The sequence below is a fragment of the Mesorhizobium sp. ISC15 genome (genome assembly GCF_037162615.1).
Classification (GTDB): domain Bacteria; phylum Pseudomonadota; class Alphaproteobacteria; order Rhizobiales; family Rhizobiaceae; genus Mesorhizobium; species Mesorhizobium mediterraneum.
The window spans coordinates 1,262,472-1,289,167 of the sequence record NZ_JAVSPX010000001.1 but is presented as its reverse complement, the minus strand read 5'-3'; the positions used below and the strand labels follow the sequence as shown (position 1 = coordinate 1,289,167).

Genomic DNA, 26,696 nt, shown 5'->3' with positions numbered 1-26,696 from the left:
GCTATGCCGTCCCTTTGCGCCACGGCAGGCTCCAGCGCAGCTTTTCCGGCGTGGCCCCGGCCGCAGTCGATGTCGGGGCGGGCTTCGTCTCGCGAAAATGCGCCGAGCCCTGCGGCGGATAGGCGTGGGTGTTGTTGAGGGCGAGCTTCTCGATCTGGCTGAAGTCGGGGAAAGGCAGGTTTTCCGCCTCGCGCCATTCGCTGACCCGTTTTTCGGCCGCGATGCGTTTTTCCTCGTCGGCCGGCAGATCGGCGGCGGTGTACTCCAACTGCGAGGGGAAGGCGAACTGCGTGCCGGCATCGTCCATGATGTTGATGATGGACAAAAGGATGTCCTCCCGTATGGCGAGGAACTCGGACCCGTCCGCCGTCATGACATAGGTCGACACCTCGATGTCGAGCGAATAGGGGCCGAAGCCGACAAAGCGCACGTGACACGGATCGTCGATGACGCGCGGATGCGCGATCAGCAGCTTGCGCAGCTCGGCCAAAGTATAGCGCAACTGATCGGGCGTGGTCTCGTAGCGCAGTTGCAGCGTCGTCGCGAAACGGGTGCGGTCGCGATGCGCGTAATTTTCGATCTGCATGCCGGCGAAGTCCGAATTGGGCACCGAGATGATTGTGCGGTCGGGCGATCTTATGCGGGTCGAGCGCATGCCGATATGCTCGATGGTGCCCGACTGTCCGCCGAACTTGCAGAAGTCGCCGACGCTGACCGGCCGGTCGGCGTAGAGCGTGAGGCCGGAGAGGAAATTCTGCAGCGTCGGCTGCGCCGCCAGCGCCACGGCGAGGCCGCCGATGCCGAGGCCGGCGATGACGCCTTCATAGGGGATGGCAAGCACTTCGGCCAACAGCAGGAAGGCGACGACCAGCACGGCCACGCGGGCCACGCCGGTGGACAGCGAGATCAGCGTGTCGTGATAGCCGGGCACCTGCCACATATTGCGGTAACGATCGGCGATCCTGCCGATCAGATGCCAGACCACCGGAACGAAGCCGATCACGATCAGGCTCCAGGCCACTGCCTTCACTGGTGCTGCGACCACTTGCGGCAGGCCGAGCGGGCGCAATGCCACCAAAAGGAAAAGACCTAGGAAGATCGCGCGCACCGCCCATTCGACTACGCGTAAGAAACCCGACCGCTGCGAACGATTCTGACTGGGCGCAAAAAAGGAAATGACCGCATTGGCGATGAAGCCGAAGGCAATGCCGGCCAGCACTGCGAGGCCGAGCATCCACCATTGCCAGCGCTCCATCGGTCCGGCGCGGGTGAGCAGGCGGGGGCTGATCTCGCGCGCCAGGCCACGCGTGGCGAAGAACGGGTCGTTGCTGGCGAAAGCGGCGAATTCCGGCGCCACCGGGACCTCTTCCACATCGGCATAGAGCGTGCGGATGTTGGCGAGCGTCTCGGGCGTGAATTGCCAGATCTTGCCGTTGCCGGTGCCAGCGGGGTCCGTTTCCACCGGGCCGATGACGATGTTGCCGGACGGATGCTCGAAATAGACATAGGGCGTGTTGCTTTTGGGATCGTCCGGAATTTCCTGCCAGTAGACATAGCCGATACGATCGATGACCTTCTTCAGATAGCGCTCGAGAAGGACCGCCTCGTCGGCGCGCACGGCTGGAGTGTAATCGCGCAGATCAAGCGCCGCCTGTGCCGGGTCGCCGGCCTCGGTGACGCCGCTGAGCAGCACCTTGAACGCATCGCGCGGCGAGGCAAGCTTGCTCGGACTGTCGACCATGTCGACGGCTTCGCCGCGCGCCGCCTGGAATTCGGCGAGCTTGGCCTGGAGCGGGCCGAGCGGCGGCCCGACGATGAACCACTCGTCTTGTCTGCGGCGGAAGGTGACGTCGAAGGAGACGTTGGTGCCATATTGCTGGAGCTTGGCGCTCACCTCGGCGCCCGCGATCGCGTCATGCGGCAGGCTCCAGAGGCGGAAGGTCGCATTGTCGATGACATTGAACAGAAGCTTGGTGTAGTCGGGCATGTTGAGGCCGCCGCGGTCGGCGTCGGCGACATCGACCAACCCGGCCGCTCGGGCGGCGAGGCCCATGCCGCCGCCGGTTGCGCGCGGCACATTGTCGGCGCCGCTCTCGTTCATCGCCTGCAGGAACGAGCGCATGGTCGTCATCGGGCTGGTCTGGTCGACACGGATCTCCTCGACGGCGCTGACGCGCACGCCTGTCCACCATTCGGCAGTAGCGGTTTCGAAGCGCCCCATGAAGCTCTCGCCGTCGGGCGACTGAACGAAGAGGAAAGCGCCCTGGCGGTTGCCCTCGAACCAGCGTCCGACAAGCTTTTCGCCTTCGGCCTTGGCCTCGATGCGGCCATTATAGAGCGGGTAGACGCCCTTCACCTCGGCGCCGGTCTGCTCGAACGTGATCTCGGCGCCGCCGCCGCGCCATTTCGTGTCCCAAACACCGGTCCAGTTGGCACCGGTCCAGTTGGCCGTGTCCTGGGCATGCGCCGGCTGCAGGAACGGCAGCAGGCCGGCCAAGGCAAGCGCCGCGATCAGAGCGATCATGCGGATCAGGACCAAGGCCACTCGATCTGATGCGACGGGGACACCGCTCATTGCATTGTCCTTCTTCTCGCCCGCGCAGCAGGGGCCGGACTGTCGAAGAAGGGTTATTGCCCCGGAAGATGAATATTCTATTTCCGGGGTCATGGAACACCGCCGGATCGCGGCGCTTGCCGGTCAATCGTAGGTCAGATCCGTCGCCTTGCCGCCGAAGACGCGATAGGCATAGAACGAATAGAAGATGATGATCGGCAGCACGACGACCGTGCCGGCCAGGATGATGGCGAGGCTTTCGGGCGCCGACGCCGCCTGCCAGATGGTCAGCCTGTCGGGCACGACGAAGGGATAGAACGACCAGGCGAGCCCGGCAAAGCCGAGCGTGAAGATGGCGGCCAGCGTCAGGAACGGCATGAGCGCATGGCGATCGTCCGCCTTCGGCAGATGGAAGGTCTGCCACCACAGCCACCCGAACAGCACCGCCGACAGGATCGGCAGCGGCGACAGATAGAGCATGGCGGGCCAGACGAACCATTTGTCGAAGATACGCGGGCTGGCGAGCGGCGTGGCCAGCGAGACGGCGACCATGCCTAGCGCGGTCAGCACCAGCGCCCTGCGCAGCCAGAGCACCGCCTTCTTCTGCAGGTCGCCTTCCGTTTTGTAGATGACCCAAGCCGCGCCCATCGCCGCATAGGCAGCGGCAAGGCAGAGCGCCACCAGCGCGCCGAAGGCGATGCCCGCCAGGCCGAAATCGAGCCCGAGCACATAGACGCCCAGCATGTAGCCCTGCGCCAGCGAGGCAATGACGGAACCGAGCAAGAAGATGCGGTTCCAGCGGTGCTTCCTGCCAGCCGGCACCTTGGCGCGGAAATCGAAGGCGACGCCGCGCAGGATCAGGCCGACCAGAAGCAGGAAGACCGGGATATAGAGCGCGCCGAGGATGAGCCCGTGCGCCAGCGGGAAGGCAACCAGCAGCAGGCCGACGGCCAGCACCAGCCAGGTCTCGTTGGCGTCCCAGAACGGGCCAATCGCGGCGATCATGGTGTCCTGCTCGGCATCCTCGGCCACTGCGAACAGGATGCCGATGCCGAGGTCGAAGCCGTCGAGGATGACGTAGATCAGGATGGCGAGGCCCATCAGGCCGGCGAAGATCAAAGGGAGCAGGGTCGGCCAATCGAAGGTCATCACCGTTCTCCTGGTTGGGCAACCGGCTGCGACAGCGGCGCGTCGAGAACGCCGGGCAGCGGCGAGGCGTCGCCGTCCTTCGCTGCCTTCAGCGCCAGATGCACCAGCACGCCGAGATAGGCGATCAGAAGCAGCACGTAGAGGATGAGGTATATCGCAAGCGTCAGTGCGACATGGCTGCCGGCGACCGGGCCGACGGCATCGACAGTTTTCAGCACGCCGGTGACCAGCCAGGGCTGGCGGCCGATCTCGGTGGTGTACCAGCCGGCCAGCGTCGCCAGCCAGCCGGACAACGCCATCGGAACCATCGCCAGGGCGAGCGGCTTCGGCAGGCTATGACGACGCTTGAGGAAGAAGGCCGCCGACCAGGAGACGACAAGCATCAGAATGCCGGTACCGACCATGATGCGGAAACCCCAGAACACCGGGAAGACCGGCGGATGATTGCCGGGATAGTCGTTCAGCCCCGGCACGACCCCACTGGCGCTGTGCCTGAGGATGAGGCTGGCCCCGTCGGGGATGGTCAGCTCGAATTTGTTCTCCTTGGCCGCCTCGTCGGGAAGCGCGAAAAGGACCAGCGGCACGTTGGGACCGGTGTTCCAGTTGGCCTCCATGGCGGCGATCTTCTGCGGCTGATGCTCCAGTGTGTTGAGGCCATGCTGGTCGCCGGCGAAGATCTGGATGGGGATCAGGATCGCCGCAGTGAAGACACCGGTGCGCAATGCCTTCCACATCGATTCCGAGCGGTCGCCATAGAGATAGCGCAGCGCCGACAGGCCGGCGATCAGGAACGAAACCGTCAGGCCGGAGGCAAGCAGCATGTGGACGAGCCGGTAGGGCATGGACGGATTGAAGACGATGGCCCACCAGTCGACGGCGTGGGCGACCCCGTCGCGCATCTCGAAGCCGACCGGCGTCTGCATCCACGAATTGAGCGCTATGATCCAGAAGGCGGACAGGGTGGTGCCGCCGGCCACCAGCACGGTTGCCATTGTGTGGATGCGGTTGGAGACGCGGCGGAAGCCGAACAGCATGATGCCGAGGAACGCTGCCTCGAGGAAGAAAGCGGTGAGGATCTCATAAGCGAGCAGCGGGCCGGCTATGTTGCCGACGGTCTTCATGTAACCCGGCCAGTTGGTGCCGAACTGAAAGCTCATGGTGACGCCCGAAACCACGCCCATGGCGAAGGACAGCGCGAACACCTTCACCCAGGTAAAATAGGCGCGCATCCAGGCGGAATCGCCTGTGGCGTTATAGCGAAGCTTGAAGAACAGCAGCATCCAGCCAAGCGCAATGGTGATAGCCGGAAACAGGATATGGAACGAGATATTCGCGCCGAACTGAATGCGCGAAAGGATGAGCGGGTCCATAGCGGGTTCCGGCTGCTGCTTATGTGGCGGAAGATAGGCCGGATGCGCCGAACGGTCAAAGCGGCGTGGCGTCACGCGAGGCGGAACGCCGCAGGACGGGATTATTCATCCCTGATCCTGGACTAGATGATCTGTGGGTTGGTTGGTCATCACGGTGAACGTTCCGACCCGCTTGGACCGCAATGGTTCCGAGCTTTGTACTTGTTGAGCCGTTCATCCGTTTCGGACAGGAAAAGGCTCGCTTTTCCGTCTGCGGCGGCATTGCCGACCGGTGCGGCTCTGCCTTTTATCGCCTGGTGAACAGACCGGCGTGCGACCGCACGACTGCGGCAGGGGTGGATGCGTCTTCGCGGGCCAATGTCCAGAACTGTCAGGAGTGCCATTGACTTCCGGCTGCGCGCACCGACATTCAGCGGATTAAAATCAACAGACCTCTTTCAAGCAGCCGTTTTTCAGCCATGCCCTCCATCATTTCCATTTCCGGGGTCACCAAGACCTACGCTACCGGTTTCAAGGCGCTGAAGGAGATCAACCTCGATATCGAGCGCGGCGAGATCTTTGCGCTGCTCGGGCCGAACGGCGCCGGCAAGACAACGCTGATCTCGATCGTCTGCGGTATCGTCAACCGCTCGTCGGGCACGGTCACCGTGGACGGCCACGATATCAGCCGGGATTATCGGGCTGCGCGCAGCCTGATCGGGCTGGTGCCGCAGGAACTGACCATCGACGCGTTCGAGAGCGTATTGGCGACTGTCAGCTACAGCCGCGGCCTGTTCGGCAAGCCGGCCAACCCCGCCTTCGTCGAGAAGGTGCTACGCGACCTGTCGTTGTGGGACAAGAAGGACGCCAAGGCGATCACCCTGTCCGGCGGCATGAAGCGGCGGCTGATGATCGCCAAGGCGCTGTCGCACGAACCGAGGGTGCTGTTCCTCGACGAGCCGACAGCCGGCGTCGACGTCGAGCTGCGCCAGGACATGTGGGCGATGGTGCGCCGGCTGCGCGAGGATGGCGTAACCATCATCCTGACCACGCACTATATCGAGGAGGCCGAGGCGATGGCCGACCGCGTCGGCGTCATCAATCGCGGCGAGATCGTGCTGGTCGAAGACAAGGCCGAACTGATGCGCACGCTTGGCCGCAAACGACTGTTGCTGGAGCTACGCAGCCCGCTCGCCGCCATACCCGAGACGTTTTCGCGTTATGCGCTGGAGCTTTCGCCGAACGGTGATCAACTGACTTATACCTATGACAACCAGAGCGAACGGCCGGGCGTCGCCTCGCTGCTCCGCGACCTCGAGACGGCCGGCATCCAGTTCCGCGATATCGACACGCAAAACAGCTCGCTCGAGGAAATCTTCGTCAATCTGGTGAGGAAGGACGCATGAACCTGCGAGCAGTCTGGGCGATCTACAAGATGGAGATGGCGCGCGCCTTTCGGACCGTGCTGCAGAGCATCGTCTCACCGGTCATCTCGACATCGCTCTATTTCGTCGTCTTCGGCTCGGCCATTGGCTCGCGCATCACCGAGATCGACGGCATCAGCTACGGCGCCTTCATCGTGCCGGGACTGATCATGCTGTCGCTGCTGACGCAGTCGATCTCCAACGCCTCCTTCGCCATCTATTTCCCGAAATTCGTCGGCTCGATCTACGAGTTGCTGTCGGCGCCGGTGTCCTATCTGGAGATCATCGTTGCCTATGTCGGGGGTGCGGCGACCAAGTCGATCATACTCGGCCTGATCATCCTGGCGACCGCGTCACTGTTCGTGCCGCTGACCATCGAGCATCCGTTCTGGATGCTCGCCTTCCTGGTGCTGACGGCGGTGACGTTCAGCCTGTTCGGTTTCATCATCGGCATCTGGGCGAGGAGCTTCGAGCAGCTGCAGCTGGTGCCGCTGCTGATCATCACGCCGCTGACCTTCCTTGGCGGCAGCTTCTATTCAATCGACATGCTGCCCGGCATCTGGCGCACGGTGACGCTGTTCAATCCTGTCCTCTATCTGGTCAGCGGCTTTCGCTGGAGTTTCTACGGCAAGTCCGACGTCTCGATCGGCATCAGCCTCGGCATGACCGTCGTTTTCCTGCTTATCTGCATAGCGATCGTCGCTTGGATTTTCAGGACCGGCTACCGGCTGCGGAACTGACGAATCCAACTTCGTCATCCCAGGGCGGAGCAGGAGCGAAGCTCCGTCGCGGAGACCCTGGGATCCAGGCCGTAGCCCTAACCGAAGAGTGCAGCGGAGCAGAATTCAGCACCGCAGCGGCGCTTTGAAATCACGGCATGGATCTGGGGTCTGCGCCGCGTCGCTTCGCTCCTTGCTCCGCCCCAGGATGACGAAGGCAGAGAGCATTCAGCCAGGATCACTATGCGCGTCCCCTAGACGGCCTTGACCAGGCGGAGCAGCCCCAGCATCCCGACGAAAGTCCCCTTGCGAAAGGCGACGTAGGTCGGCTCCTCGATGCCGTGGAAGCGGCGCTTGAAGGCAGCCTGCCCCTGCAGGTTGAACTTGCGGCGATTGATCCAAGGCGAACCATAGGCGCGCTGGAAGGTGGCGCGCCAGAAGTCGCTTTCGGCAAATCCGCCGGGTCCGACGTCGACAAGCGGCGATAGGCCGAGCGTGACGACGGAGATGCCTTGCTCGCGGAAGCGGTCGACGGCGAATTTGGTCAGGCCGATCTCGGCATGCGACGTGGCGTCGACATGCTTGCGCTTGAACGAGGTGGTGTAGCCAATCACCTTGCCGCCACTGAACAGGGGATCGAAGTCGAGCAAGGCGACGAGCTCTCCATCGGGGCCATGCAGGACGAAGCGGCGCATGTCGACGCCGAGATGATCGCTGAAGGGGCGGTTGAGGAAAGCCATCTCCCATCGCTTGACGATGCGGTCCGCCCGCCAGTTCTGCGATAGCCGCTGGATCTCGTCGAGAAAGATGGTCCGCTTGTCCTCGGCAAAGGAAAAACCCTTTTTCAACAGCCAGCGCTCGGAATAGCGCACGGTTTCGTTGCGCTTTCCGGAAAAATCATGGGCGGGCAGGACCAGCCGCGTATCCACGCCGAGACGATTGACCTGGTATCCGAGCCCGGCGAGCACGCGCGCCGTCTGTTCGCCGATTTGCACGAACCACGGGCTGTCGGCAGCCTCGACGAAACGCCTGATGTAGTCGGGCCGATCGGGCGGGTGAGCCACCGGGTCGCCAAGCGCGAAATGGTGCTTCATCTTGGTGCCGAAGGCGATGTAGCCGTCAGCGTCGCCGAAATAGGAAAGGTTGCGCTGGACGGCGGTCGAATAGGCGAGCGAAAAATCGCCATGCCGGCGCACCAGCGCCAGGCGCTCGACATGCGTCAGCTCCCGCCGCTCCACCTTCGGCGCTGCGCCTTCGAGCAGGCGGTCGAAATGAATGCGCAAGGAGGGCATGGTCGAGTTCCGCGTGCCGCGCTTCGCTATTGGGAATACCCGTCAGCCCACGGGCTTCGAATCATTGGGCGGTCTGACTGTCGGTCATATCGCGCATGTCCCCTTTGGAGCGCAACCGGCGTGGTGAGCACCGATGAATTGGTGGCAGCGAGAACGGAACGGAAGCCCATCAATCGGGCATAAACTGGCAATTGGGCATAAAAAGGAGAGGCTTCGGTCGCGCCGAAACCCCTCCTTCACGATTTGTCAGCGTGGACCTTGGACCGAGATGTGCTCTAGAGCGCCTCATCGTTTCACGGAAACGCCGAACCGCTCTATCTCTTTGTTTTTGCGCAATTCCCTAGGGAAAGCGCTAAGCGCTTTTCCCCGGAAAACCGTTTCACACTTTTCCTGGAATTGCTCTAGACCGCAATCTTGCCGCCGCCCTGTTTGGTGATGGCGACGACCGACGGCCGCACCGGCATGTCGGGCTTGAAGTCGGGCCAGCGGGTCGACAAGTCCTCATAGTAAGAGGGACGGCCAAAAGGCTCCCAGTCTTCGCCGCCATCGGCCGGATGCTGGACGGCGACGAAAGCGGTCTGGTCGTCCGGCGTGAATAGCGGGCCGCACATTTCGGCGCCGATCGGCACGCGGAAGAACAGCTTTGATGTCGCCCGCGCCTCGCCTTCGGTGTCGACCGCCCACAGGCCGTCGGTGCGGCCGGTCGCCTTCGGGCCCTGGCCGTCAGTCGAAACCCAGAGCCGGCCGGCCGCATCGACGGCGCAATTGTCCGGCATGCCGAACCAGCCATTGGCGGTCGTTGCGGTCGAGAAGGTGGCGCCGACTTCGGCCACGGCGGGGTCGCCGCATTTCAACAGCACTTCCCACTTGCCCTTGGCAGCAGTGAAATCGCCGCCGTCCTCGACGATCTCGATGATGTGGCCGAAGGCGTTTTCGGCGCGCGGGTTGGCGGCGTCGACCTGGTCGGCCTTGCGTTTCGAATTGTTGGTCAGCATGACGTAGACCTTGCCATTGGCGGCATTGGGTTGGATATCCTCGGGGCGGTCCATCTTGGTGGCGCCGAGCAGGTCGGCGGCACGGCGGGTCTCGATCAGCACGTCGGCCTGGCTGGCAAAGCCGTTCTCGGCGGTTAGCGGACCCTGGCCAAAGACGACTGGCAGCCATTCGACCGACCCGTCCTCGGCGAATTTGGCGACATGGAGCGTGCCGTCGTCGAGAAGATCCAGGTTGGCGGCACGGTCCTCGGCGTTGAATTTGCCTGTGGTGACGAATTTATAGACATAGTCGAAACGCTCGTCGTCGCCGAGATAGAAGACGACACGGCCATCCTTGGCGACGATCGATTCAGCACCTTCATGCTTGAAGCGGCCCATGGCGGTGCGCTTCTTCGGCGTCGAAGTCGGATCGTTGACGTCGACCTCGACGATCCAGCCGAAGCGGTTGGCCTCGTTCGGCTCCTTGCCGAGGTCGAAACGGTCGTAATGCGCCGCCCACTCATAGGCGCCCTCGGGAATGCCCAGGCGCTTGTAGTTGGCCGCTTCCGCGTGACCGGCCGGCAGTTCGCCCGAGAAATAGCCGTGGATATTTTCCTCGGCCATGACATAGGTGCCCCAGGGCGTGACGCCGCCGGCGCAATTGTTGACGGTGCCAATGACCTTGGTGCCGGTCGGGTCGGCATTGGTCTTGACGCGGTCGTGGCCCGCGACGGGGCCGGACAGCGCGATCTCGGTGTTGGAGGTGATGCGGCGATTGAGCTTGCCGTCGCGCACCACCTGCCATTTGCCTGATACCTTGCGGATCTCGACGATGGTGCCGCCATGCGCGGCCATCTCGACATCGACCTGTTCCTTGCTCAGCGGCGCCTGCTTGGCCTCACCATCGACGATGGTGACGAGGCCCGGGAACATCAGATGCGGGTTGGTGTATTCGTGGTTGACCACCAGCAGGCCATGCTCGGCCGAGCCGTCGAGCGGGATGTAGCCGACATAGTCGTTGTTGTAGCCAAACTGTCTTTCCTGAGCCTGCGCCGACTGTTTAGTCGGATCGAATTCCGGCGAATCGGCAAACAGCGGATCGCCCCAGCGCAGCAGCACGTCGGCGTCATAGCCCGGAGCGACATGATGCTTGTCGTCGACACCTGCCTCGACCTCGTCGAACGTGAAGGCCGAGCCGCCGGCGGCGCGGGCATCGTCGGCGAGGATCAGCGCGAGCGGGCTGACGGTGACGGCGATGGCGGTTGCCGCGAGCGATCCCTGTAGAAAACCGCGGCGCGAGAAACGCGCGGCGATGATCTCGCCCATCGTCTTGTTGTCAGTGGGATTGGTTCCTGGCCCATCGTTTTCCTCGAGCAGACTGGTGCGGAACTGGGCGTCGGGGGAGCGATGTTCGGTCGAGCGATGTTCAGTCATGGGGGGCTTGCCTCTGGCTTCTTTGGGATGGCTGGAGCGTCTTGCTTGACTGACCGCGTATCGCCGGGAGATCACAGTTTGATGACGTTGCCGGCCAATTTCCAGCCCCGATTTCATGTCCATGATCAGCCCCGCTTGACCGCGACCGATGCTTCGGAAACAAGATCTGCTGCAGGCGCGGAAGCACCGCTTCGAGAGGGACAAAAAGTGAGTTTTTGGGGACTGGGGCAGCTCGGCATTTCTACAGTGATCTTCCTGCTGGCGGCGACGGCGGCGAAGCAATGGGGACTGGCGCCGAGCCTCGGCAAGATCGTTCTGACCTTGGCGCTCTATTCGCTGGGCAATCTGATCATGCTGAGGCTGATCCGTGAATTCGGCATGTCGGTGTCTTTCAGCCTGTCGGCGGTGATCCAGCTGGTGTCGGTGAACGTCGTGGCCCTGGTCTTCTTCGGCGAGCGCGTCAATGCGTTGCAGGCGACTGGCATCGTGCTCGCCGTCGCAGCTGTGGCGCTGATAACGCTCGGACCCTATCTGCAAAAATTGTAATTGCGAGGGTCGATGAAGAATACCGCAAACAAGTTGCTCAACTGGATCGAATTCCCGGTGCTGCTGGCCGGACTGGTCATCGCCGGCGGATTGTGGGGGTTCGAGGAGCTGATGGAGGTGGCGCGAGACACCACGCCGCACGCCTTCGATACGGAAATCCTGCTCGCTTTCCGTGAAGCGGGCCAGCCTGACAATCCGATCGGACCGCCATGGCTGGAAGGAGCGATGCGCGACCTCACCAGCCTCGGCAGCGCCAGCGTGCTCGTGCTGACCACTGCTGCGGTGATCGTTTATCTGCTGCTGATCCACAGACCGGGACCAGCGTTTCTCGTTTTCGTGGCAGTGGCGGGCGGGCAGGCCCTGTCGAGCACGCTGAAGCTCGGAATCGACCGGCCGCGCCCCGATCTGGTCTCGCATCTCGCCGACGTGGCGACGCTTTCGTTTCCGAGCGGCCATGCGATGCTGTCGGCGGTGACATATTTGACGCTGGGCAGCATGGCGTCGCGCTTCCTGCCTGGGCGAACGACCAAGATCTATGTGTTGGCACTTGCGGTGCTGACGACCCTGCTGGTCGGCATCAGCCGCGTCTATCTCGGTGTTCATTGGCCGTCCGACGTGCTGGCCGGCTGGTGTGCCGGCTTCGCCTGGGCGATGCTGTGCTGGCTGGCCGCACGGACGCTACAGCGATGGCGCGGGCACACCGACGGCGGCTGAACCGGCCGTCAGAACGACGCTGCGGCTAATTCTCCTCGAAATTTGCGGCGCCCGAGGGCCTACTGTCCTAGCTGGCACGCAAGCTCTGCAGGACACAACCGATCTTGGTGCGTGCATGTCTGACATATGCATCATGATGCTTGAACCATCAAAATGATAGTATTATGCATGGGAATGCAGACTCAGACGGGGGTTTTTAGCCGATGATCACTGCCGCGCAGATGCGCGCCGCAAGGGCGCTGGCCGGCATCGATCAGAAGACGCTCGCCGAGCGCGCCGGGGTTTCGCTTCCAACCATTCAGCGCATGGAAGCGAGCGACGGCGTGGTCAGGGGCGTGGTCGATACGCTGATGAAGGTCATCCAGGCCCTCGATGGGGCCGGCGTGGAACTGATCGGCGAGAACCAGGCCAGCGAGCGCGGTGGCAGGGGCGTGCGCCTCAAGCCGGTCGTGCCGCGGAACCCGCCGGGCTGAGTCGACAAAGTCGCGACGGCGACCGCCGACAGTCCTGCCGACGATCCCCGCCGCCTTCTTGGTTTTATGCATGCCCCAAAACCGCTCAGCATTTTTGGGCGACATGCATCAGGAGCGGAAGGTAGTCCATGGATCGAACCCGACGGGCAATTCATCAACCGGCGCGGCCGGCATTTTCCGAACTGTTCACACCGAAGCTGGTGACGGTGCTGCGCGAGGGCTATACGCTTGGGCATTTCAAGGCCGATGCGATCGCCGGATTGACCGTGGCCATCGTGGCGCTGCCGCTGTCGATGGCGATCGCGATTGCTTCCGGCGTGACGCCGGAGCGCGGCCTGTTCACCGCCATCGTCGGCGGTTTCATCGTCTCGGCGCTCGGCGGCAGTCGCTTCCAGATAGGCGGTCCAGCCGGCGCCTTCATCGTGCTGGTGGCGGCGACGGTCCAGCGCGAAGGCATCGATGGGCTGCTTCTGGCGACGATGATGTCCGGCATTTTCCTGCTCGCCATCGGCTATCTCAGACTCGGCACCTATATCAAATTCATCCCCTACCCGGTGACCGTCGGCTTCACCGCGGGCATCGCCATCATCATCTTTTCCGGACAGATCGTCGAACTGTTCGGGCTGAAGCTCGCCGGCAACGAGCCCGGGCCACTGCTGCCGAAGCTCGTGGCGATCGGTGAGGCCGCCGGCACGCTCAACATCTCGGCGACGCTGGTGGCGGTGCTGACCATCGCCACCATTGTCGGGCTGAAGCGGTGGCGCCCCGGCTGGCCGGGCATGCTGATCGCCGCCGGGCTCGCCTCGCTGGTCGTGGCGCTGCTGGCGCTGCCGGCGGAAACGATCGGCACGCGCTATGGCGGCATTCCGCGCAGCCTGCCTTTTCCGGCGCTGCCGGCGCTCAGCCTCGACAAGGCGATCGCGGTGCTGCCGGACGCCGTTGCCTTCGCGCTGCTCGGCGCCATCGAATCGCTGCTGTCGGCCGTGGTCGCCGACGGCATGACGGGACGTCGGCACCGCTCCAATTGCGAACTGGTGGCGCAAGGGTTCGCCAACATCGCTTCCGCCCTGTTCGGCGGCATCTGCGCCACCGGCACCATTGCCCGCACCGCGACCAATGTGCGGTCCGGCGCGCACGGGCCGGTTTCGGGCATGTTGCACTCGCTGTTCCTGCTTGTCTTCATGCTGGTGGCGGCGCCGCTGGCCAGCTACATCCCACTCGCAGCTCTTGCCGGCGTGCTGGCGGTGGTGTGCTGGAACATGTTCGAAAAACAGGCTTTTGCCACCCTGCTGCGCGCCTCACGCGGCGACGCACTGGTGCTGATGGCGACCTTCCTGATCGTCGTGTTCCGCGATCTTACCGAAGGCATCATCGTCGGCTTCGCGCTGGGCTCGATCCTGTTCATCGACCGTATGGCCAAGAGCATCGCCGTGGAGACCGACCTGCCGCTGGTGCAGGACGATGTCGCTGACGGCAGCAACGGTGGCGGCGCCTATGATTCCAGCGAGGCGAGCGACGCCGATACCGTCGTCTACCGGATCTCTGGCGCATTCTTCTTCGGCGCCGCTTCGACCGTCGGCACGGTGCTGGACCGCATCGCCGACCAGCGCAAGAACTTCATCCTCGATTGCTCGGCGGTGCCGTTCTTCGATTCGACGGCCGCCAACGTCATTGAGGGTGCCGCCCACAAGGCGAGGCGCGCCGGCGTCCGTTTCATAATAGCAGGCGCTTCGCAGCAGACACGGCGCATGCTGATCAAGCACGGTGTCAAGCGGCCGCTGGTGACATTCGCCGCCTCGATCAGGGACGCGCGGGCGCAACTGGCAAGGAAGACGGAGGCGGAGTAACCGCCGACCGGAATAGCCGGTCGGCGGTCAATCGCTGCGGAAGCTCAGTCGAGGGAGAGCGCCGCGACTTCGCCCTCGTTCATCTGCGGCACATAGATGGTCGACTTGCCGTCGGTGCCGATGTCGGCGCTGCCCGGCTTGAAAGTCGCGACTGCCTCAGGCTTGCCGCCGGCCTTGTAACGGTAGAGCCTGCCGGCCATGTAGGCGGTGGCGTAGACGCTGTCGCCGACGACAATGACACCGTCGAGGTTGGCAAATTTTTGCGCGCCGGGCAGGTGCGAAACTGTCCTGGTGGCGAGATCGACCGAAAGCAGGCCGCCCGGTTCCGCGGTGCTGAAATCCGGCTTGATGCCCTTGCCCCAGGACGCGACGATCAGCCGGCCACCATCGGCGAAGATACCATTTGGCGACGCAAGTGCCGCATCCCTGACGAACAGTTCCTGCCCGCCGTCGTCGAGGCGGTAGATCGCGTCGGCCAGCATGTCGGTGACGTAGATTTTGCCGGAAGCGTCGGTGGTCATGTCGTTGAGAAAGACGGTATTCGGCACATCGATGGTCGACACGAGCTTGCCGTTTTCGAGATTGACGACGCGGATTTTCGTGATGTCAGCGACATATAGCTTGCCGCCGGATATGACCATGCCCTTCGGCGCGTCCATGCCGTCGGTCCAATGCTGAGCAACCATCTTGCCGTCCAGGGACAGGATTGACAGGTAGCCATTGCCGTCAGCTTCGCCGGGATTGCCGACGATATTGGAGACGATGATGCGCTTGCCGGCAGCGTCGAAGAACGCCGATTCCGGCTGTTCGAGGCCAGTGGCGCGCCAGATTTCACCGGCCCGAGCGGCAGGCACGATGGCGATGCCGATGATGGCGAGAAGTGTCGAGGTGATCAGGGTTTTCATGGCTGGTTCTCCTGTAGTGATGGCGGAGAACTAGGGTTCTTGATACTTTTCGGGAAGAACGATTGCAGCTAGTATCGAGGATCGATACGAAACCACCCAAAAGAGGTGCATCGCATGAATGGCCTGATCTTCGAGGCGCTGAAGCGGACGCTCAAGGCAAAGGGCGTCACCTATCGCGTGCTTGCCGAGCGCATGGGCGTTTCCGAGCCGACGGTGAAGCGAATTTTCCACGAGCGCAACTGCAAGCTCGACCGGCTGGTGGAGATTTGCGCCGCTGCCGGCGTGGAACTGGAAAACGTGCTCGGCTCTCTGAACAGGGGACCGGGGCCGGCCAACCACATCGCGTCGGACATCGAGCGCAAGCTCGCCAGCCGGCCGGCGCTGCTGTTCATCTTCGTCATGCTCTCCGAGAAATTCACGCCCGAAGGCATCATGCGCTCACAAGCGTTGAGCGAGGCCTCGATGTTCCTCTATCTGCGTGACCTCGAGGAGCTGGGCCTGGTCGCGCTTGGCCGCGGCCTGTCGGCCAGGTTGCTGGTCGAGACGCCGATCCAGTGGAATTTCGAAGGGCCGCTCAGGCCGCTGTTCGAGATGACCAACAAGAATTTTATCGGCTGGGCGATCACGCATCTGGAGCGGGAGGCGACCTTCGTCAGCTTCTCCAGGCGGATGCGGCCGGAGACGGCGGAAATGGTGAAGCGTGAGGCGGAGGAGCTGGCGGAACGCGTCAAATTGCTTGCCCATCACGATCAGCACACGACGCCCGAAGACGGGCTCGCCGGTTACAAATGGACGTTTGCCTTTGGCGCGACGCCGTTCCCGGCGATCATGCCGATCGGGCCGCACCCGCGAGATGCCGGGGCGTCCGACCGGCCCGTCGCTCCTGCAAAGGGACGCCGTGCTTTGCCGGCCTGACACAGCCAATCATCCCGAGCAGGATTGTACCTGGCGGCTCGTCGCGCACCACTCCGGCGGCGCCGACTGCCACCATTTTTGGTGACCTGAACTGGGAAGCCTCCGCCTGTCCTGCTTCAGTTTCCACGATGATCTTTTGTCCGGACACTTTTTACTCTTTGCAGCCGCGCTTCAAAAATGAAACCACATTCATGGTAGAGTTCGCGCACTGATTTGCCAGTAGAGGGCGGGTTTGCCGAATGCGTGACACGTCCCCGTGAAATCGAAGTGATCCTATGCCGACGGCGCCAACACTTGAACTTCGCCGCTATTCGCGCCTGAAAAATTTGCGGGAGCGCGCAGAACGCCAGGGTGCTGCATTGCAGTTCTGGGCGCGTACGGCATCGCTCGCCGTGATCTCCTGCTTCTTTTCATCGATCAGCCGCTGGGATGCCTCGCTGCTCTTCGTGCTGGCGGGCCTCGTGCTGTTCCAGCTCGTCGGCCTGATCCAGTTTCTCTTTGCGCGCCGTCGCAACGCGCCATGGTGGATCGGTTACCTCGTGGGTACGCTGGACATCATTCTGCTGACCGTTCTGCTGGTAACGCCCAACCCGTTTTCCCTGGAGGTCGCGCCGGCCGCGATGCAACTGCGCGAGGGCAGCTTCAAATTCCTGCTGATTTTCGTATGCCTTGGCGCGCTGACCCTTTCGACACGATTGGCGCTCTATCTCGGCGCGCTCGCGGCCTTGACGTGGGCGATCGGGGTGGGGTGGGTGATTTTTCATGCGGGAACCGTCATTCCGGCGACGAACCTCTATTCGCTGCCGATGACAGAGCGACTGAACCTCTATCTCAATCCCAATTTCGTCGATACATTCGCGCAGGCGACCAACGTGTTGGTTGTGCTGATTATCGGCGCGATCATGGCGCTGGTCGTCTCTCGTTCCCGACATCTGTCGGAAGACTATGTCAAGGCAGAGCGCGCCCGCGCCAATCTCGCCCGGCATTTTTCGCCCAATGTCGTCGACCAGCTCGCCACGGATGACGAGCCCTTCGGCCCAGTCCGCCGGCAGGATATCGCGGTGCTGTTCGCCGACATCGTCGGCTTCACACACTATTCCGAGGATCATCCGGCCGAAGCAGTGTTCGAACTTCTGCGTCAGTTCCACCGTCGCATGGAGCAGGTCGTTTTCGACCACCATGGCACAGTCGATAACTATATCGGCGATTGCATCATGGCGACATTCGGGGTTCCGCAAGCCAGCCACGACGACGCGACTCGGGCCATCCAGTGCGCTGAAGCGATGATCGCCGCTCTCAAAGACTGGAATGTGCAGCGGGTGTCCAGGGGATACCCGCCGCTGGACGTTCGGATCGGTGCACAATATGGCGCAGTCGTCATCGGCGCGGTCGGCAGCGAGCGCAATCTGTCCTTCGCGGTGGTGGGCGACACCGTCAACGTCGCCAGCCGTTTGCAAGCGCTCTGCCGTGAGCTTCAGGCGAATATTTGCTTTGGGTCACGACTGATTGAGGCCGCGCAGGCGGAATCGCCCACGACACAGTTGAATGCGCGCGATCATGGACCGGTGAGCATCCGCGGCCGGGACGAACCGGTCCATGTTTGGGTCGAACACAAAGCCGAAAACCAGGGCGCTGTTGCGGTCTCGGCGTGATATAGGCCGCCATGTGAAACGCCTGCACCTCGGCCGGATAGCGGCCGCGCCATAGGGGTATGTCCTGACCCAGGCCAAAAGCCATCACGTGCCTGAGGTGATTGCTCCAGCCTTCGCGGCTGCGGCGTCTGTGCCTGCCTTGTCCTCCCAGGTCACCGCCCGGTAGTCGAAACCATATTCCAGCGTCGGTTTGACGATGCGGAAGAAGGGCGACAGGTCGAAATCGCGCGGCGTGTAGAGCGAGTGGTGGCGGATGTGCAGGATTTCCTTGCGCGAATAGTTCGACTGGGCCGAGGCACGGCCGGGCGCCCGGGTGATCTCGGGCAGGATCGGATAGCGGATCTGGCCATAGGCCTCGGCGATCAGCGAGGAGCAGATGGCCCGGGTCGGGTCGCCGGAACCGAAAGCCAGCATGCGGCGGCGCCAGCGCACCGGCACCGGCGGTGTCGGGAAGAAGTAGCGCAGCATGTCGAAGATGTTCTTGAGATCGTATCTGAGGCCGAGCTTGCCGATCATGAAGGCAACGACCTCGTCGCGATCTTCCGGCGCCAGACCGCTCGCCCGGCAGATGCGCGTGTTATAAGTCCGGTAGCGCGACAGCGGCACGGCGATGCAGCCATCGCCAAGGGTGACCTCGATCAGACGGCGCCGCTCCGATCCGTCCGCCGGTTCAGGCAAGGCATCGCCGACATAGAAGGCTGCATGCGACCAGGTCGACTGGGTCAGGTATTTGATCGCCGCCGAGATCTTCTGGTTGCCCTCGATGAGCAGGATGTCGCCGGGCTCGAGCGTTCGGCGCAGCGTTTCGGCATCGGACGGCGTGTAAGGCTCGTAGCCGGACGATTCCTCCTGCAGCCGGCCGGCAAGCCAGCGGCCAAGTCGGTCCAGAAGCGTGTCACCGGTCTCGATCATGCCAGACGGCGATTACCACAGGCCGGCGGCCCAGACCATGATCCCGAACCGAAGGACTGCGTCAGCCGGCGGCGCCGGGCGCGCTGGCGTCTTCGCGCGGCGCGGCGGCCAGATCGTCGCGCGCTTTGCGCGCAAGTTTCCTTGTCGAGCGCCTGGGGCTGTCGCCGAACAGACCGGCTGCGACGGCGAGACAGGTCTTCTTCAGGCTTTTCTCCGAGCGCTTCAACAGCTTGCTCAGGAGCCGTGTTTCTTGAGGAGAGCCGAGCGGCCGGTCGTCGGCATCGAGAAGTTCACGCATGACGAACACATCATGCAATTCGCCCAGTCTTTCGCCGAGTTCGTCGACCGCCTTGCGCCGGGCCTTGATCGGCGTCGGCCACAGTCTTCCGAGCAGCGACAGATGCATGCCGTGGGTCTTTGCCGCCTTGCGCAGATCGTGGAAATCATCGGCCTCGCCGCGCGAGCCAGCCTTGTCCAGCGCCTTTCTGGCGCGGCGCAGGGTGATGCGGGCGCCGTCGGCAAGCACATCGGCGGCCTGTTCGGGCTGGTCGGGCAAGACCAATATGTCGATCCGGCTGATGCCCTCCTCGCAAGCCGCAATCGCCGCGCCTATTGCAGCGTCGAGGCCTGCTCCACCATGCAGTTCGTGCTGGCGCGCGACGAGCGTCTCGCGAACGGCATCGAGACCGCCACCCGCGCTCTGTTCGGGAAAGCTTGCTGCCAGCCGGTCGATTGTTTCAACCAGCGCGGTCGCCTCGCGCGGACCGGCAAGCAGGGCTGCAACGTCGCGGTAACACTGATTCTCGGTCACGCAAAATGTTTCGTCTCCGGAACGGACCAGGCGCAGCAAGGCGCGAGCGTTCTTCAGCCGCTTGCGGCATTTGTGCAGCCCCTGTTCCGGCCTGTCGCGCGCCATGTCCAGATGGACCAGCGCCTTGCCGATCTCCTCGGCGAGGATGCGCCTAACCTCGCCGGTCAACGGCAGGCGCGGATTGATGCGATAGCTCATGCGGCGATCTCCGGAATCCCCTCGAGGGCGAGCGACGCGTTGTAGAACCTCTGCTCGCCGGTGACTTCACGGCCGAGCCAATCTGGCAGCATTTCGTCCGGCACGTTCTCAGGCGTCTCGAGCTCGGCGACCACCAGACCACTAAGCATCCCGCCGAAGACATCGACTTCATAGAGATGGCCGCGATGCCTAACATGGTGGCGTGTCTTCTCGATGACACGTCCGATGGCGAAGGCCAGCATCTCTTCCGCCTCCGCCAGAGGGATTGGATATTCGAATTCGTCGCGTTCGCGGGCCTTGCTGCCGAATTTGAGCGTCAGCTTTGCCGAGGCGCCGTCGCTGATGCGCACGCGCACCGAGCGGCCGGATGCGGCGGCGAGATAGAACTGGCGAATGCAGATATCCGCTTCGACCAGATCCCGCCACTCATTGCCGGAGACCAGGAACTTGCGCTCGATTTCCTTGACCATGGCTTCACACTAAAGCGCTTGCGGCTAGAGATGGCAAGGCGGCGATGGGCCGGGTTGACTTTAATCATTCGATTGATTAAATCGTTTATCATGAGCAAATCGACAAACGCCAAAACTCCGCCGCGCGAGGCTTCCCCCGCCGACATGACGCGCACGGCACTTGTACGCGCGGCGCTGAAACTGTTCGGACGCCAGGGTTTCGACGGCACGTCGACGCGCGAGATCGCGGCTGAGGCCAAGGCCAATATCGGCTCGATCGCCTATCATTTCGGCGGCAAGGAAGGGCTCCGCAACGCCGCGGCCGACTATATCGTCGACACCATCCAGACCATAGCCGGCCAGGCGATCGGCAATCTGCAAGCGCCCGCGGCGGCAATGGCCGATCCCGAGGCAGCGCGGGCACATTTATTCGTCGCACTGGAGCGGATGGTGGCCTTCATCGCGGCAAGGCCGGAAGCCGGCGAGATCGTGCAGTTCGTCCTGCGCGAGCTGTCCCATCCAACCGCCGCGCTCGACCGTATCTATGACGGTGTGTTCGAACCGGCGCATCGCCGGCTGTGCCTGATCTGGGAACAGGCGACGGGGGAGCCCGCCGAGAGTGAGGCTACCCGGCTCACCGTGTTCACGCTGATCGGCCAGGTCGTCTATTTCCGCATCGGCCGCGAGGCGGTGATGCGCCGCATGGGCTGGCGCGCGATCGGCGACGCCGAGGCCGCTAAGATCGCAGCGGCGGTGACGGATAACCTTGGGGCCATATTGGCCGCCCGGAAGGATCGTAGGTCATGAGTTTTCTTTGTTCTCTGCCGCTCGCCGCCCTGCTTTTCAGCGCCTGCGCACCGGCCGCGCCGCTCGCCGTCGGCTATGTCGAGGGCGACTACGTGCTGCTCGCGCCGATCGAGGTGGCGCAGGTCGAGACGATTTCGGTCAAGCGCGGCGACCGCGTCGCGCCGGGCACGCCGGTGGTGACGCTTGAAAGCGCCGACGCAAGAATAGCCGTCGCGCAAGCCGAGGCGGCGCTTGCCCAGGCCCAGGCGCAACTTGCCGACCTGCAGGTGGGCAAGCGGCCGGAAGAGATTGAGGTGCTCAAGGCGCAGGTCGACATGGCCAGGGCGCAAGCCGCCGACGCCAAACGCAGATACACCCGCGCCAGCGATCTGTTCAAACGCGGCACCGGCACGCAGGCCGATTTTGATACCGCCTCGGCCACGCTGGAGACAGCCAACGCTCAGGTCGGCCAGGCGGAAGCCAATCTCGCCGTTGGCGGCCTGCCGGCACGGCCCGAGACGATCAAGGCCGCCGACAATCAGGTCAGTCAGGCGCAATCGGCGCTCGAGCAGGCGCGATGGCGGCTTTCGAAGCGCGTGCTGGCGGCGCCGTCGCCCGGCCGCGTCAACGACGTGATCCGCAACCCCGGTGATACGGCCGGCCCGACCGCGCCGGTCATTTCGATGCTGCCGGACGGCGCGGTGAAGCTCAGCGTCTATGTGCCGGAAAGTGCGTTCTCGTCGGTGAAAGTCGGTACGCTGCTTAATGTCCATTGCGATGGCTGCGGGCCGGACGTGAAGGCTCGCGTCAGATACGTGTCGCCGGACCCGGAGTTCACGCCACCAGTGATCTATTCACTGGAGACCCGGCAGAAGCTGGTCTACCTGGTCGAGGCGCGGCCGGAGGGCGACGCCAGCGCCCTGCAGCCGGGGCAGATCGTCGATGTCGATCTGGCGGACATCGGCAAATGAACGTCATCGACGTTCACGGCCTGGTCAAGCGCTTCGGCGACAAGACGGTCGTCGACCATGTGACGATGACGGTGGCCGAAGGCGAGATCGTCGGCTTCCTCGGCCCGAACGGCTCGGGCAAGACGACGACCATCCGCATCATGTGCGGGCTGCTGACGCCGGATGAGGGCGACGGCACGGTGCTCGGCTTCGACATCCGCACCGACAGTCTAAGGATCAAGCGCGAAGTCGGCTATATGACGCAGAAATTCTCGTTCTACGAGGATCTGACCATCGCCGAGAATCTCGAATTCGTGGCGCGGCTCTATGGGTTGAAGCCGCTCGACGAGCATGTGGCTAAGACGCTAGAGGAGCTCGGCCTGACCTCGCGCAAGGACCAGTTGGCCGGCACGCTGTCCGGCGGCTGGAAGCAGCGGCTGGCATTGGCCGCCTGCATCATGCACAAGCCCAGATTGCTGCTGCTCGACGAGCCGACGGCGGGCGTCGATCCGAAAGCCAGGCGTGAATTCTGGGACGAGATCCATCGGCTGGCCAGCGGCGGCCTGACCGTGCTGGTCTCCACCCACTACATGGACGAGGCCGAGCGCTGCCACCGCATCAGCTACATCTCGTATGGCAAGATGCTGGCGTCAGGCACGGTCGAGGAGGTGGTCAGGAATGCCGGGCTAACGACCTTCGTCGTGCAAGGCCCACGGCTTGATCAGGTTGCTGCCGCACTCGGCGGCCGCCCCGGCGTCGACCAGGTAGCGCCATTCGGCGCGACGCTGCATGTCGTCGGTTCCGACAAGAAGGAACTGGAAGCAGCACTGGCCGATGTCGAGAAAGAGCACAAGGGCGTGACGGTGACGCCGGGCGAGACCAGCCTGGAGGATGTGTTCATCCAGTTCATGTCCGGCTCGAAGGACAACATGGGATGAAAAATGGGATAAACAGCGTCTTTTCCTTCGCCAGGCTCGGCGCGCTGCTGATCAAGGAGTTCATCCAGATGCGGCGCGACCGCATCACCTTCGCCATGATGCTGGGCGTGCCGCTGATGCAGCTGGTGCTGTTCGGCTATGCCATTAACAACGATCCGAAGAGCCTGCCGGCAGCCCTGGTGGCGATGAGCAGCGATCCTTACACGCGGGCCATGGTTTCGGCGCTGCAGACCACCGGCTACTACCGCTTCGACCATGTCGCGCAAAGTGCCGCCGAGGCGGAATTCCTGATGGCGCGCGGCGACGTCGCCTTCGTCGTCACCATCCCCGCCGATTTTGCCAGGCGGGTCGAGCGCGGCGACAGCCCGCAGATCCTGATCGAAGCGGACGCCACCGACCCAGCCGTCGCCAGCGGCGCCATCTCGACGCTCGGCACGGTCGCCAACCAGGCGCTGCTCAGGGCACGCGGCATGCAGGAAACGGCCGCCGAAGCTGCCCGGGGCCAGCTCGAGGTGGTGGTGCACCGGCGCTACAATCCGGAAGGCATCTCGCAATACAACATCGTGCCCGGCCTGCTTGGCGTCATCCTGCAAATGACAATGGTGATGATGACCTCGATCGCGCTGACGCGCGAGACCGAGCGCGGCACGATGGAGAATCTCCTGGCGATGCCGTCCAGCCCGCTTGAAATCATGCTGGGCAAGGTGCTGCCCTATCTGGTGGTCGGCGCCGTGCAAGTGGTGGTGGTGTTGGCGGCAGCCAAGCTTTTGTTTGGCGTTCCCTTCACCGGGTCGTTGTCACTGCTGCTTGCGGCGGTCCTGGTCTTCGTGTTGGCGCTGGTGCTGCTCGGCTACACCATTTCGACGATGGCGCGCACCCAGATGCAGGCGCTGCAGCTCACCTTCTTCTTCTTTCTGCCGTCGATCCTGTTGTCGGGCTTCATGTTCCCCTATCGCGGCATGCCCGGCTGGGCGCAGATCTTCGGCGAGATCCTGCCGTTGACGCATTTCCTGCGCATCATCCGCGCGGTGATGCTGAAGGGCGCCGAACTGCCGGCGGTCGCAACCGAGATCGGCTGGCTCGTCGGGTTCGTGGCGCTCTTCGCCGGCGTGGCGCTGGTGCGGTTCCGCCGAACGCTAGACTAAGGCCTGTGGCCTAGCTTTGGCCGCGTTTGGCCTTCTCTTCATTCGCCAGATACTGGTGAACGAACGCGATCGCCATGCTCCCTTCTCCGACCGCTGACGCAACCCGCTTGACAGGACTCAAGCGTACGTCGCCGCAGGCAAAGATTCCGGGCGCACTGGTTTCGAGCAGATAGGGATCGCGGTCGTGCGACCAGCCACCGGCCTTCTTCACATCGTCCCCGGTCAGCACGTATCCGCGGGCATCGCGCACGACATCGGCCGGCAGCCACTCGGTCTCGGCGTTGGCGCCGATGAAAACGAACAGCCCGCCGCAATCGTGCCGGCTCACCTCGTTGCTGGCTTTGTCGAGAATATCGATCGCCGTCAGGTGAGTCTCGCCGTGCACGGCCTGGACTTCGGATCGAAGCTGGACTTTTACGTTCGATTTCGCCCTGAGCTGCTCGATCAGATAGTGAGACATGCTGTCTGCAAGGGACGGGCCGCGCACGAGAAGTGTCACGCTGCGCGCATGGCCCGAAAAATGCAGTGCTGCCTGGCCGGCCGAGTTGCCGGCGCCGATCAGGAAGACGTCCAGTCCATGGGTGGTGCTTGCCTCGCTGCGCGCGGCTCCATAATAGACGCCCTTGCCGATAAGCCGATCGAACCCGTCGATGCCGAGACGACGCCATGTCACGCCTGTTGCAAGGATGAGGCTGCGCGCCCGCACGACATCGGTGCCGTCGAGAAACAGATCGTGCGTGGTCGGATCGATGCCGGCGACGGAGCGGGTGACCAGGATTTCGGCGCCCAGCCGTCTTGCTTGCTGCAGCGCGCGACTGGCCAGTTCATCGCCGGAAATTCCGCTGGGAAAGCCGAGATAGTTCTCGATCCGTGACGATGTCCCCGCCTGTCCGCCAGGCGCCTCGCGCTCGACGACGATCGTGCGCAGCCCCTCGGATGCGCCGTAGACCGCGGCGGCAAGGCCGGCCGGGCCGCCACCGATGATCGCCACATCGTACTCGGCGCCGCGCGGGCGCGTCTGCAACCCGAGGCGAATGGCAAGATCGCGCACGGCCGGACTTTCCATGATCTCTCCGTCCGCCAGCCGGGCAACGGGACCATCGAGAGCCGGCCTGCCCGTGGCGGACCAGAAGGCCTCGGCATCCGATGTGTCGGGCAACACCCAAGTGAATGAGATCTGGTTGCGGGCCAGAAACCGGCGCAGCTCCCCGCACGCCGTGTCCCAGCGATGGCCGACCAGTGTCACGCGCGGCTTCTGCGGCTCGGCGGTGATGCTCTGCAGCCCGCCCATCCGCTCGCGCGCAAGCGCGCTGACCTTCTGGGCCACGTCCTTTGAAACCGCCGCGATGGAATAATATTGCTGGACCTCGAGCCGCATGACGCGGGACGGCTCAGTGGCGCGATACCCGCCCGGAAAACCCGAGCCCAAGGCAATCGGCACCTCACCGAATATCGTTCCCGGCAGCCGCCAGCCGAGTGTCCGCTCGACGCCGTCGAAGGTCTTCACGACTTCGATCTTGCCGGCGAGAACCGCAAACAGCGCGGCCTCTCCGCCCTCATGAACCGCGAACTCTCCGGGGCCGAGATGAAGGTCGGCCGCCGTCCGCGCCAGCCGCTCCAGCTCGCCCGCCGGCAACCCCGAAAACAACGGGATCGCTCCCACTTCATCAACTGTCAGCATGGTCCCTCGCGGGAGCCAATTAGCGTTGTTTTTCCGCTTTGATCAACAAAAAAGCGGAGTCTCGCCTTGGCGGATAGGTTGTGAAACAGCGCGCTTGAAGCGCGTCGGGTTGTGCCGATAGGCATGACCATTCGGGTCGAGTTTCATGCCGGCTTGGCCTGAGCCGGTACCGGCGGCAATTCAGGCGCATCCAGCCCTTTGAAAGGATCGCGCCAGGCGTCGATTCCTTCAAACTGACGATACCAACGGCCGACAGACGGATAGTCGGCGAGCGGCAATCTGGCGACATCGTTGAAGGGCAGAAACGTCGCCATTCGAAAGTCGGCGTAGGAAACCGAATTCTCGACCAGCCATTCTCGCTCCGAAAGCGCGGCCTCGAGTGTTGCAGCGGCAGTGCGGAAGTCTCTCAGGCCCTCCTCAACCCGGCCCTGATCGATCGGGCCGAGCCCATATCGCTGTTTGGTCCCGCGTTCGAAATGCACGACGTCGCAAGCTCTTGCGAAGTTCTCCTTCCCCCAACTGAGCCATCGGATCATCTCGGGTTCGTCGTCGCCGGTGCGCCAGAGATCCGAATGCGCGTCGCGTGATAGCCGGCAAGCTATGGCGTCGGCCTCCCAGAGGCTTTTTCCCGAGCCTACAAGTATGGGCAATGAAAGATTGGGATTTAGCGGGCGAAATCGCTCGGCCTGGCCGGGAGCGAAGGGGGAGGCGAATTCAAACTCGACCTTTGCGTTGAGATAGCGTGCCACCGCGACCGCGAGGCGAGGATTGGGATTGCGGCTGAAGAACAGTTTCATTCCTGTCTGTCCTTGAATGGTACGGTTCGATTGGACACGTAGGGGACGCTTTGACACCTTTAACCGGCCGCGTGGCCCGGAA

Annotated in this window: 23 protein-coding genes; 12 read left to right on the top strand and 11 right to left on the bottom strand. The window is 63.4% G+C overall.

The genetic code is table 11. From position 1 onward, the window contains the following. Position 1: 1 nt before the first annotated feature. From RPG13_RS06430 to RPG13_RS06420, 3 genes are all read right to left on the bottom strand, one after another. Complete coding sequence (locus RPG13_RS06430; RefSeq protein WP_337124649.1) at positions 2-2,575, bottom strand: mechanosensitive ion channel family protein; 2,574 nt, start codon at positions 2,573-2,575, stop codon at positions 2-4. Positions 2,576-2,698: 123 nt separating this feature from the next. Beyond that, a complete protein-coding gene (locus RPG13_RS06425; protein WP_126104183.1) occupies positions 2,699-3,703 on the bottom strand; it encodes a cytochrome d ubiquinol oxidase subunit II in 1,005 nt (334 codons plus the stop codon). Next, positions 3,703-5,073 carry a cytochrome ubiquinol oxidase subunit I gene (locus RPG13_RS06420; RefSeq protein ID WP_095484690.1) on the bottom strand — a complete coding sequence of 457 codons (1,371 nt, stop codon included), beginning with the start codon at positions 5,071-5,073 and terminating at the stop codon, positions 3,703-3,705. Before RPG13_RS06420 ends, RPG13_RS06425 begins: the two co-directional genes overlap by 1 nt. A 458-nt stretch (positions 5,074-5,531) precedes the next feature. On the opposite strand from RPG13_RS06420, the gene RPG13_RS06415 reads away from it, so the two are divergent. Together RPG13_RS06415 and RPG13_RS06410 are read left to right on the top strand one after the other, a co-directional pair. Then, entirely contained in the window at positions 5,532-6,458 is a 927-nt protein-coding gene (locus RPG13_RS06415; protein ID WP_337124647.1) for an ABC transporter ATP-binding protein, read from the top strand. After that, a complete protein-coding gene (locus RPG13_RS06410; protein WP_095484692.1) occupies positions 6,455-7,216 on the top strand; it encodes an ABC transporter permease in 762 nt (253 codons plus the stop codon). The genes RPG13_RS06415 and RPG13_RS06410 overlap by 4 nt, the downstream gene beginning before the upstream one ends. Positions 7,217-7,449: 233 nt before the next feature. Here the strand turns inward: RPG13_RS06410 and RPG13_RS06405 are convergent, their stop codons facing one another. Both RPG13_RS06405 and RPG13_RS06400 read right to left on the bottom strand, forming a co-directional pair. Beyond that, the gene (locus RPG13_RS06405; RefSeq protein WP_337124646.1) at positions 7,450-8,487 is read right to left on the bottom strand and encodes a phosphatidylglycerol lysyltransferase domain-containing protein; all 1,038 of its coding nucleotides are present in this window, start codon (positions 8,485-8,487) and stop codon (positions 7,450-7,452) included. Between the two features lie 401 nt (positions 8,488-8,888). Then, positions 8,889-10,895: a PhoX family protein gene (locus RPG13_RS06400; RefSeq protein ID WP_337124645.1), complete on the bottom strand. Its 2,007-nt coding sequence runs from the start codon at positions 10,893-10,895 to the stop codon at positions 8,889-8,891. Positions 10,896-11,102: 207 nt separating this feature from the next. Between RPG13_RS06400 and RPG13_RS06395 the strand changes: the two genes are divergently transcribed. From RPG13_RS06395 to RPG13_RS06380, 4 genes are all read left to right on the top strand, one after another. Continuing rightward, positions 11,103-11,441: a hypothetical protein gene (locus tag RPG13_RS06395; protein WP_095485095.1), complete on the top strand. Its 339-nt coding sequence runs from the start codon at positions 11,103-11,105 to the stop codon at positions 11,439-11,441. Between the two features lie 12 nt (positions 11,442-11,453). Beyond that, positions 11,454-12,155: a phosphatase PAP2 family protein gene (locus RPG13_RS06390; protein ID WP_128286281.1), complete on the top strand. Its 702-nt coding sequence runs from the start codon at positions 11,454-11,456 to the stop codon at positions 12,153-12,155. Positions 12,156-12,358: 203 nt separating this feature from the next. Next, entirely contained in the window at positions 12,359-12,628 is a 270-nt protein-coding gene (locus RPG13_RS06385; RefSeq protein WP_095484696.1) for a helix-turn-helix domain-containing protein, read from the top strand. Between the two features lie 128 nt (positions 12,629-12,756). After that, a complete protein-coding gene (locus RPG13_RS06380) occupies positions 12,757-14,475 on the top strand; it encodes a SulP family inorganic anion transporter (RefSeq protein ID WP_337124644.1) in 1,719 nt (572 codons plus the stop codon). A gap of 44 nt (positions 14,476-14,519) precedes the next feature. Here the strand turns inward: RPG13_RS06380 and RPG13_RS06375 are convergent, their stop codons facing one another. Then, on the bottom strand, positions 14,520-15,380 hold the full coding sequence (locus tag RPG13_RS06375) for an SMP-30/gluconolactonase/LRE family protein (RefSeq protein ID WP_337124643.1): 861 nt from the start codon (positions 15,378-15,380) through the stop codon (positions 14,520-14,522). A 114-nt stretch (positions 15,381-15,494) separates the two neighbouring features. Between RPG13_RS06375 and RPG13_RS06370 the strand changes: the two genes are divergently transcribed. Then, positions 15,495-16,295: a helix-turn-helix domain-containing protein gene (locus RPG13_RS06370; protein WP_337124642.1), complete on the top strand. Its 801-nt coding sequence runs from the start codon at positions 15,495-15,497 to the stop codon at positions 16,293-16,295. A 275-nt stretch (positions 16,296-16,570) separates the two neighbouring features. Further along, the gene (locus RPG13_RS06365; RefSeq protein ID WP_337124641.1) at positions 16,571-17,947 is read left to right on the top strand and encodes an adenylate/guanylate cyclase domain-containing protein; all 1,377 of its coding nucleotides are present in this window, start codon (positions 16,571-16,573) and stop codon (positions 17,945-17,947) included. Positions 17,948-18,031: 84 nt separating this feature from the next. On the opposite strand, the gene RPG13_RS06360 is transcribed toward RPG13_RS06365, so the two are convergent. From RPG13_RS06360 to RPG13_RS06350, 3 genes are all read right to left on the bottom strand, one after another. Then, a complete protein-coding gene (locus tag RPG13_RS06360; protein ID WP_127295509.1) occupies positions 18,032-18,859 on the bottom strand; it encodes a lipo-like protein in 828 nt (275 codons plus the stop codon). 61 nt (positions 18,860-18,920) lie between these two features. Further along, positions 18,921-19,868, bottom strand: coding sequence for a CHAD domain-containing protein (locus RPG13_RS06355; protein ID WP_337124640.1), 948 nt, complete (start codon positions 19,866-19,868; stop codon positions 18,921-18,923). Then, entirely contained in the window at positions 19,865-20,338 is a 474-nt protein-coding gene (locus RPG13_RS06350) for a CYTH domain-containing protein (protein WP_337124639.1), read from the bottom strand. The genes RPG13_RS06355 and RPG13_RS06350 overlap by 4 nt, the downstream gene beginning before the upstream one ends. Positions 20,339-20,428: 90 nt before the next feature. Between RPG13_RS06350 and RPG13_RS06345 the strand changes: the two genes are divergently transcribed. From RPG13_RS06345 to RPG13_RS06330, 4 genes are read left to right on the top strand one after another with little or no spacing between them, the layout of a single operon-like run. Next, a complete protein-coding gene (locus tag RPG13_RS06345) occupies positions 20,429-21,124 on the top strand; it encodes a CerR family C-terminal domain-containing protein (RefSeq protein WP_337124638.1) in 696 nt (231 codons plus the stop codon). After that, positions 21,121-22,074: an HlyD family secretion protein gene (locus RPG13_RS06340; protein ID WP_127205152.1), complete on the top strand. Its 954-nt coding sequence runs from the start codon at positions 21,121-21,123 to the stop codon at positions 22,072-22,074. The genes RPG13_RS06345 and RPG13_RS06340 overlap by 4 nt, the downstream gene beginning before the upstream one ends. After that, positions 22,071-22,991, top strand: coding sequence for an ABC transporter ATP-binding protein (locus tag RPG13_RS06335; RefSeq protein WP_127205151.1), 921 nt, complete (start codon positions 22,071-22,073; stop codon positions 22,989-22,991). Before RPG13_RS06340 ends, RPG13_RS06335 begins: the two co-directional genes overlap by 4 nt. Before the next feature lie 8 nt (positions 22,992-22,999). Then, the gene (locus RPG13_RS06330; protein WP_095485096.1) at positions 23,000-24,136 is read left to right on the top strand and encodes an ABC transporter permease; all 1,137 of its coding nucleotides are present in this window, start codon (positions 23,000-23,002) and stop codon (positions 24,134-24,136) included. Positions 24,137-24,146: 10 nt separating this feature from the next. Here RPG13_RS06330 and RPG13_RS06325 read toward each other — a convergent pair whose 3' ends face one another. Continuing rightward, entirely contained in the window at positions 24,147-25,817 is a 1,671-nt protein-coding gene (locus RPG13_RS06325) for an FAD-dependent oxidoreductase (protein WP_337124636.1), read from the bottom strand. A 143-nt stretch (positions 25,818-25,960) separates the two neighbouring features. Next, positions 25,961-26,614: a glutathione S-transferase family protein gene (locus RPG13_RS06320; RefSeq protein ID WP_337124634.1), complete on the bottom strand. Its 654-nt coding sequence runs from the start codon at positions 26,612-26,614 to the stop codon at positions 25,961-25,963. Positions 26,615-26,696: the final 82 nt, after the last annotated feature.

Bases quoted from the DNA above. Each gene is read 5' to 3' on its own strand.
- RPG13_RS06430 (WP_337124649.1), bottom strand. From the start codon at position 2,575: ATGAGCGGTGTCCCCGTCGCATCAGATCGAGTGGCCTTGGTCCTGATC.
- RPG13_RS06425 (WP_126104183.1), bottom strand. From the start codon at position 3,703: ATGACCTTCGATTGGCCGACCCTGCTCCCTTTGATCTTCGCCGGCCTG.
- RPG13_RS06420 (WP_095484690.1), bottom strand. From the start codon at position 5,073: ATGGACCCGCTCATCCTTTCGCGCATTCAGTTCGGCGCGAATATCTCG.
- RPG13_RS06415 (WP_337124647.1), top strand. From the start codon at position 5,532: ATGCCCTCCATCATTTCCATTTCCGGGGTCACCAAGACCTACGCTACC.
- RPG13_RS06410 (WP_095484692.1), top strand. From the start codon at position 6,455: ATGAACCTGCGAGCAGTCTGGGCGATCTACAAGATGGAGATGGCGCGC.
- RPG13_RS06405 (WP_337124646.1), bottom strand. From the start codon at position 8,487: ATGCCCTCCTTGCGCATTCATTTCGACCGCCTGCTCGAAGGCGCAGCG.
- RPG13_RS06400 (WP_337124645.1), bottom strand. From the start codon at position 10,895: ATGACTGAACATCGCTCGACCGAACATCGCTCCCCCGACGCCCAGTTC.
- RPG13_RS06390 (WP_128286281.1), top strand. From the start codon at position 11,454: ATGAAGAATACCGCAAACAAGTTGCTCAACTGGATCGAATTCCCGGTG.
- RPG13_RS06385 (WP_095484696.1), top strand. From the start codon at position 12,359: ATGATCACTGCCGCGCAGATGCGCGCCGCAAGGGCGCTGGCCGGCATC.
- RPG13_RS06380 (WP_337124644.1), top strand. From the start codon at position 12,757: ATGGATCGAACCCGACGGGCAATTCATCAACCGGCGCGGCCGGCATTT.
- RPG13_RS06375 (WP_337124643.1), bottom strand. From the start codon at position 15,380: ATGAAAACCCTGATCACCTCGACACTTCTCGCCATCATCGGCATCGCC.
- RPG13_RS06370 (WP_337124642.1), top strand. From the start codon at position 15,495: ATGAATGGCCTGATCTTCGAGGCGCTGAAGCGGACGCTCAAGGCAAAG.
- RPG13_RS06365 (WP_337124641.1), top strand. From the start codon at position 16,571: ATGCCGACGGCGCCAACACTTGAACTTCGCCGCTATTCGCGCCTGAAA.
- RPG13_RS06360 (WP_127295509.1), bottom strand. From the start codon at position 18,859: ATGATCGAGACCGGTGACACGCTTCTGGACCGACTTGGCCGCTGGCTT.
- RPG13_RS06355 (WP_337124640.1), bottom strand. From the start codon at position 19,868: ATGAGCTATCGCATCAATCCGCGCCTGCCGTTGACCGGCGAGGTTAGG.
- RPG13_RS06350 (WP_337124639.1), bottom strand. From the start codon at position 20,338: ATGGTCAAGGAAATCGAGCGCAAGTTCCTGGTCTCCGGCAATGAGTGG.
- RPG13_RS06345 (WP_337124638.1), top strand. From the start codon at position 20,429: ATGAGCAAATCGACAAACGCCAAAACTCCGCCGCGCGAGGCTTCCCCC.
- RPG13_RS06340 (WP_127205152.1), top strand. From the start codon at position 21,121: ATGAGTTTTCTTTGTTCTCTGCCGCTCGCCGCCCTGCTTTTCAGCGCC.
- RPG13_RS06335 (WP_127205151.1), top strand. From the start codon at position 22,071: ATGAACGTCATCGACGTTCACGGCCTGGTCAAGCGCTTCGGCGACAAG.
- RPG13_RS06325 (WP_337124636.1), bottom strand. From the start codon at position 25,817: ATGCTGACAGTTGATGAAGTGGGAGCGATCCCGTTGTTTTCGGGGTTG.
- RPG13_RS06320 (WP_337124634.1), bottom strand. From the start codon at position 26,614: ATGAAACTGTTCTTCAGCCGCAATCCCAATCCTCGCCTCGCGGTCGCG.